Raw genomic sequence first — 6,000 nt, forward strand, 5'->3', positions numbered from 1 at the left:
ACAATGACAACTCTTGTATTTGTACATGGCACAGGGGTACGACCAACTCAATACGAGGAAAATTTTGCGCTAATTAAAAAAAAGCTTGGTATCCAACGTCCCGATATCAAAGTCGTCCCGTGTTTGTGGGGCGAAATGTTGGGAACCAAGTTAAATGCTCAAGGGGCATCTATACCTTTGTATGATGCGACACTAGCGCTGTCGGAAGAGGAGGAAGAAGATAAGGAGATTTTGCTGTGGGAACAGCTATACCGTGACCCCCTCTATGAATTACAGTTATTGTCACTGAAACCGAGTGAGGAAGGTCCTGCTAATCCTTTTGCAGAACAACCCAGTGATGAATTAGACTCTAGGTTGCAAAGATTTGAGCCTTTACCCGAACTGCAAGCGCTTTTGGTTGAGGCGGGAATTGCTTTGGTGTTTGATGAAGCACTACAAGCAGTTATTCGCAGTGAAGCCTATCATGAAGCTTTGCAAAAAGCATCGGACTCCTTAAGTGAGTATTGTGATGCTATAGCAAGAGCGATTGTAGCTCAGGCAATGTTTTACTGCGAACAACAGGAGAAGTATCCGTCAATTCTCACCAATGCTGATTTGCGGGATAAAGTGGTAGAAACGCTCAGTTGTGCTTTGGGAGAAGCGGAGTTGGGATTGGGAGGCGGGGTGTGGAAGCTTCTTTCTTTACTGGCGCATCCAACAACGTTTGCGATAAAGCGCAAGCGCGGCAGCATTACAGATGCAATTTCACCCTTTCCTTGCGATATCTTGCTTTATCAGAGTCGAGGAGAAAAGATTCGCCTATTTATCCGAGAAATTATTGAGCAAGCTGAACCACCAGTAGTTTTACTAGCTCATAGCTTGGGAGGAATTGCCTGCGTTGATTTGCTCGTCAAAGAATCTTTGGAGAACGTGGCGCTATTAGTGACAGTGGGTTCCCAAGCACCATTTTTATATGAGATTAATGCGCTACACAGTTTAGAATTTGGTGAACCGCTACCAGAGCATTTTCCAGCTTGGTTGAATATATACGATTTACGGGATTTTCTCAGTTACGTTGGCGCTAATGTGTTCCCGAATAAAGTGCAAGATGTGTTGGTAGATAGCAAACAACCGTTTCCCCGATCGCACAGCGCTTACTGGGAAAATCCTGCAACATGGAAAGCGATTATTCCCAGACTGCCATGAGGGAAATAATTGCTAAACCAGGGCGGACTTATGGGTTAGTTGTGGGTATCGAGAAATACAGTAATACTTCTTGGAATGTGGGTGGCCCTGCTAATGACGCTCTCAAGTTCGCCGACTGGCTGTGTAAGCGAGATGTACCGAAAGAGAATATCCGGCTTTGCTTGTCATTGCTAGAAGAAAATAATCACCTACTTGAGCAATCAGATTTCACCGTAGAGGAAGCAACCGAGCAAAATCTATCCAATATAATAGAAAATAATTTTTCTAAACAAAAAGGAGATTTGCTCTATATTTTTTGGGCGGGACATGGTTTGCTTTCCTCCGAACGAGAACGCAGGCTACTATGTGCTGATGCCACATCGCAAAATTGGCGGAACTTGGATTTAGATTCTTTGCTTCTTTTATTAAAGTCAAATTTGTTTGGAATTAAAAATCATATTTGCATTCTTGATGCGTGTGCTAATTATTTGTTGGAGTCGGACGGACGACCAACTAATTTAAAAGGGAAACAATTCTCTAGTGGTCAGCCTATGCGAGATTATAAACAGTTTGTGTTACTTGCCACTAGAGAAGGAGAAAAAGCAATAGTTAACACTAAATGTCAAACAGGATACTTCTCTCAAGCAGTCAGGGAGGCACTAGAACAGGAACCTTTAGAAACTTGGCCTCCAAATATGAAGGTAATTTCTGAGAAAGTTCAACAGCAAGTTACCAGCTTGAATAATAAACAACTGCCAATTTTTTTTGATAGTTGTAGTTGGGATGGCGATAGACAGAGTTATCGTCTAAACGAGTTAAATCTGCCCGATAAAACTCCTCATTTAAACGATGAATCTGGAAAAAATATCTCGGCGAAGCCGCTAACAGCATTAATTCCAGACACCACAACTTTTGAGTTTGAAGTGGTAACTGTGGATGCTCAAGGGCGAGAAACTAAACGTTGCCCAAAACAGGCACAATACTTTCTAGAAATTTTGGGTAATGGAGTTGAGCTGGAAATGGTTTCCATCCCAGGTGGTAAATTTACAATGGGAGCGCCCAAAGAAGAACTTGAATCTGGCGAGGAGGAACGTCCCCAACATCTAGTTACTGTAAAACCCTTTTTTATGGGTAAATATCCCATCACTCAGGCACAGTGGAGAGCGATCGCATCCCTTCCAAAAATCAAGCGTGACCTCGACCCCGATCCATCCTGCTTTAAAGGGGATAATCGACCGATTGAGCGGGTTTCTTGGTATGATGCTGAGGAGTTTTGCGATCGACTATCGGAGAAAAAACGACGTTTATATCGCTTACCCAGCGAAGCTGAATGGGAATACGCCTGTCGTGCCAGAGAAACAACCCCGTTTCATTTTGGTGCAACCATTTCAACGAACTTAGCAAACTATTGTGGACAGAATCAGAAAATAAAATGTCGTTTGTACAAAGGAACTTATGGGAATGAACCCAATGGAATTTATCGCCAAGAAACAAGCGAAGTTGACATTTTCTCAGCTAATGCCTTTGGAATACACGATATGCACGGGTTAGTCTGGGAGTGGTGTGCTGACTATTATCACAAAAACTATCAGGACGCACCATCAGATGGCAGTATATGGCTGATTAATGGAAATGAGGAAGGTCGAATATTGCGGGGTGGTTCGTGGACTTCGCCTCCCAACATATGCCGTTCTGCATCTCGTTTTTTTGGTAATCCGAGTAGCAGTAATAAAAATGTTGGCTTTCGAGTTGTCTGCTCTTTTGTATAAAGTCTAAAATCTATCGTTATTTTGGTCAATAATTTTGTTGCGATCGCCTAATCGCTAAAAGGTTACGACTCTTCTTGAATGAGTCCATCTATATTTTCCTTCAATAATGCAAGGCTTAAGGAATCAGAAACCAAAACACTTGTCTCTCCACGTATTTGAGCATCTGGATTCATTGGTGATAAATCACACTTATCTCGATATCGGTGAGAAAGCCAGTCCCAACTGCCTACTACTGCAAAGTTATTATCCCAGAACAAAATTCTTTGATTTGTTCCTTCACGACGCGAACGAATGAGGCGCGACTTGGGATATGAAGTAAATAAATCCCTCAGAAGTTTCTCAGCTTCAGCATCATTATTATCATTGTTTGCATAACTTTCACGAGTCGGATTGACATATCCGTAAACTACTTTCACCTGAACACCTCTTTCCAAGGCTGAAACAATATTATCAGCAAATTGTTTGGGTTCGTCTCCTCGAATCCAAGGAGTTACTACTATCAGTTCTTGTTCTACTTCCTGAATAGCTCTAGTAAAATAATCCAAATGCTTGCAATTAGAAACTATATCAATGGCAGAGTCTTTATAAGGATTTTCTAATTCAGATTTAGATTTATAATCGAAAACCAATCCATTTGTTTGAATATGTTTGACAAGCCGCTCGGTATAGCCTCCCGCTTTCTCTAGTCGATAAAGGTTGCCGACCAAAATAAAAAGTTCTTCGGCTCTAGATACAGCGACATTAAGAAGATTGGTTTTTCTGTTAATAAAGCTAAAATTATCCTGCGATCTACATACTTTTGTGGATAATATAATTACTCGCTTCTGCGAACCTTGAAAAGTATGAATAGTCCCAATATCATTTTTATGAAATTCAGGAAAATTCCTTCTACTACGTAAATCATCCCTCAAAGCATCAGCATGAACTTTAAAGGGTGAAATTATACCAATGTCTGCAAGGGAATAACCTTGATTCAAAAGGCGCGGGATTAACTCACGTATCGCAGTAACTTCTTGCTGATTTACATTCCCCTCAATATTTCCCTCAACATGGTGAGCAATTAAGTTTGTTTTCAATGGTGAGACTCTTGGTTGTGTCTTTACCTCTAATCCATATCCAGCAATATTATTGCAATATTCAATAATACTAGGTTGGCAGCGGTAATGCTCCATCAAACGAATCCCATTACCTGTGTTGCCATTTGCTCCAGTTGCTCCAGCGGCGCGATGATAGGTAGTGGCGCTATACTCTTCTTCAGGGCTGTAACGATTGTAATCAATTTCAGTTAATCCTTTGTCAAGAAACGCTGTTTTGCCGTAGTCATCGCGTCTTTGGTCACTTAAAGTAATTATAGGCTCAATTTGTAGAGGATCTCCGACAATAATGGCCTTGCGCGATCGCACCAGCAACGGAAAGCTCTGATGCAGTGGAATCATTCCAGCTTCATCTATAATTGTGCGATCGACACACTCAGAGATGCGCGGTAGCATATTTCGTACTGAGAACAACCCACAGCTAATGACAGGAAATATCAAACTTATGGCTTTAAAATACTCATCTTGGTTTGTTTTAAACTTGTTAGGGGCCTTAGAATATCTCGAAATACAATCTAAATATAACTTCAAAGCTTTTTCTACATTGTCCTTATCTTGTAGTGCTTGCTGAGTCAGAAATTCCCGCGATAGCTTAAATAGCTCTTGATGCCGATCGTGATTTTTTTCATGAAAGCAAGCGTAAAAATCTTCCAGTGGAGTTACCAAGCTGTTTTCTAAGGAAGTTAATTCTCTATCCGCTTCATCTTTTCGTTGCTCTGTGTTGGCTATATCTTCACCAATTGTTTGCAAGCTTGCCTGTATGTGTTGTAGGTCTTTTGCTTTTGCTAGTTTTTCCGTAACCCTCCCTAATTCTTGAAAAAATTCGCGGCGATTTTTGGGATTTCCTACAGGGAAAGGAGTATTGAATGTACTTTCAATCGCTGATTCGCAAGCTAAAACAGCCTTAGTTATAATCTGTTTTTCTGTTCTCCCAGTTATCCAGCGCCACAAACGAGTCCACCAAGGTAATCTTCCTTCTGGCATCTGTCGTTCCGCATTACTAAAACGCCATTCTATTTTTGGATAAGCTTCTATTGGTAGTTGTTCGTATTCTCCTAAATCTGTCGCTCGTTGCTGCAAATTGCTTTGAGTAGCTATTACCTCATCTAAATGCTGTTGAAGTGTTTGTATCTCTTCCCGAATATGAGGCAGTCGTTCTTCATCTAAAGCTCTTTGATGGCGAGCTGCTAAATAATTCGACTCATTTAATAAAATGTCATCTTGGATCTGTTTTATTTTCTGCTTGTTTTGATTAAAAGCTGTTTCGTTAAAACTATGTTGTTGAATGTATTCAATTCCTTTTTTTAGCTGCTCGATCGCACATCCTGCTTTTTGAATATTCTCTATACTCCCTCCTTTGAGATAGAGAAAATTATGTTCTAAACGCTCGTTATTTAACCATTCATCTATTTTTTCAATAACATTGTCAACGGCTTTATTATTGGTACTGCTAACAACTGTCAGATTATTGATATCCTCCTCTCCATCAATTAATCTGAGTGCGCGATTGACTACCTGTTGAGCGATAAGATGAAGGATGAGGGTAGTTTTACCAGAACCAGGTGGACCTTGTACAGCCGTCACAGGTTCGCTTTGAGCGTGTTTCAGTGCTTTTAATTGTGAATTAGTCGGTGCATGGGTTGGGAAAGCACCCATGTAAATGACTTCGTGTTTTGGAAGTTGAGGCACACCGAATAGATATTCATAAGCTGGATGTCCTGTTGACCAGTCTTTTGAACCAGACTCGATCTCTTTTAAATCTTGCTGAAGATTCTTTGAAAATCTGCCTCCTGGAAATTCAAACAAGTACGGCCGCCGTTGAATTTGGCGACGAGGTAAGCTCACCTGTTGCATCCACTCTTCATAAGTTTGAAACTCAAGTTTAAAGGTTGTTTCGAGGGTAGTCCTAAACAAGTAATGATAAATTGTAGTGATGGATAAAATACCAAATCGCACCGATGTGATTATTTAAT

The 6,000-nt window shown here is 40.8% G+C and carries 3 protein-coding genes; 2 read left to right on the plus strand and 1 reads right to left on the minus strand.

The window, feature by feature from the left end; all coding sequences use genetic code 11:
* The first annotated feature begins 3 nt into the window (after window positions 1-3).
* A complete protein-coding gene (locus tag QUA10_RS25085) occupies window positions 4-1,185 on the plus strand; it encodes a hypothetical protein (protein ID WP_333083639.1) in 1,182 nt (393 codons plus the stop codon).
* The gene (locus tag QUA10_RS25090) at window positions 1,155-2,933 is read left to right on the plus strand and encodes a formylglycine-generating enzyme family protein (protein ID WP_333083640.1); all 1,779 of its coding nucleotides are present in this window, start codon (window positions 1,155-1,157) and stop codon (window positions 2,931-2,933) included. Before QUA10_RS25085 ends, QUA10_RS25090 begins: the two co-directional genes overlap by 31 nt.
* 62 nt (window positions 2,934-2,995) lie before the next feature.
* Here QUA10_RS25090 and QUA10_RS25095 read toward each other — a convergent pair whose 3' ends face one another.
* Entirely contained in the window at window positions 2,996-5,881 is a 2,886-nt protein-coding gene (locus QUA10_RS25095) for an AAA domain-containing protein (protein WP_333083641.1), read from the minus strand.
* Window positions 5,882-6,000: the final 119 nt, after the last annotated feature.

The organism is Microcoleus sp. Pol8_D6, assembly GCF_036700965.1.
Classification (GTDB): domain Bacteria; phylum Cyanobacteriota; class Cyanobacteriia; order Cyanobacteriales; family Microcoleaceae; genus Microcoleus.

What these genes read in the sequence shown, in the direction of transcription:
- QUA10_RS25090 (WP_333083640.1), top strand. Translation starts at nt 1,155, where the DNA reads ATGGAAAGCGATTATTCCCAGACTGCCATGAGGGAAATAATTGCTAAA.
- QUA10_RS25085 (WP_333083639.1), top strand. Translation starts at nt 4, where the DNA reads ATGACAACTCTTGTATTTGTACATGGCACAGGGGTACGACCAACTCAA.
- QUA10_RS25095 (WP_333083641.1), bottom strand. Translation starts at nt 5,881, where the DNA reads ATGCAACAGGTGAGCTTACCTCGTCGCCAAATTCAACGGCGGCCGTAC.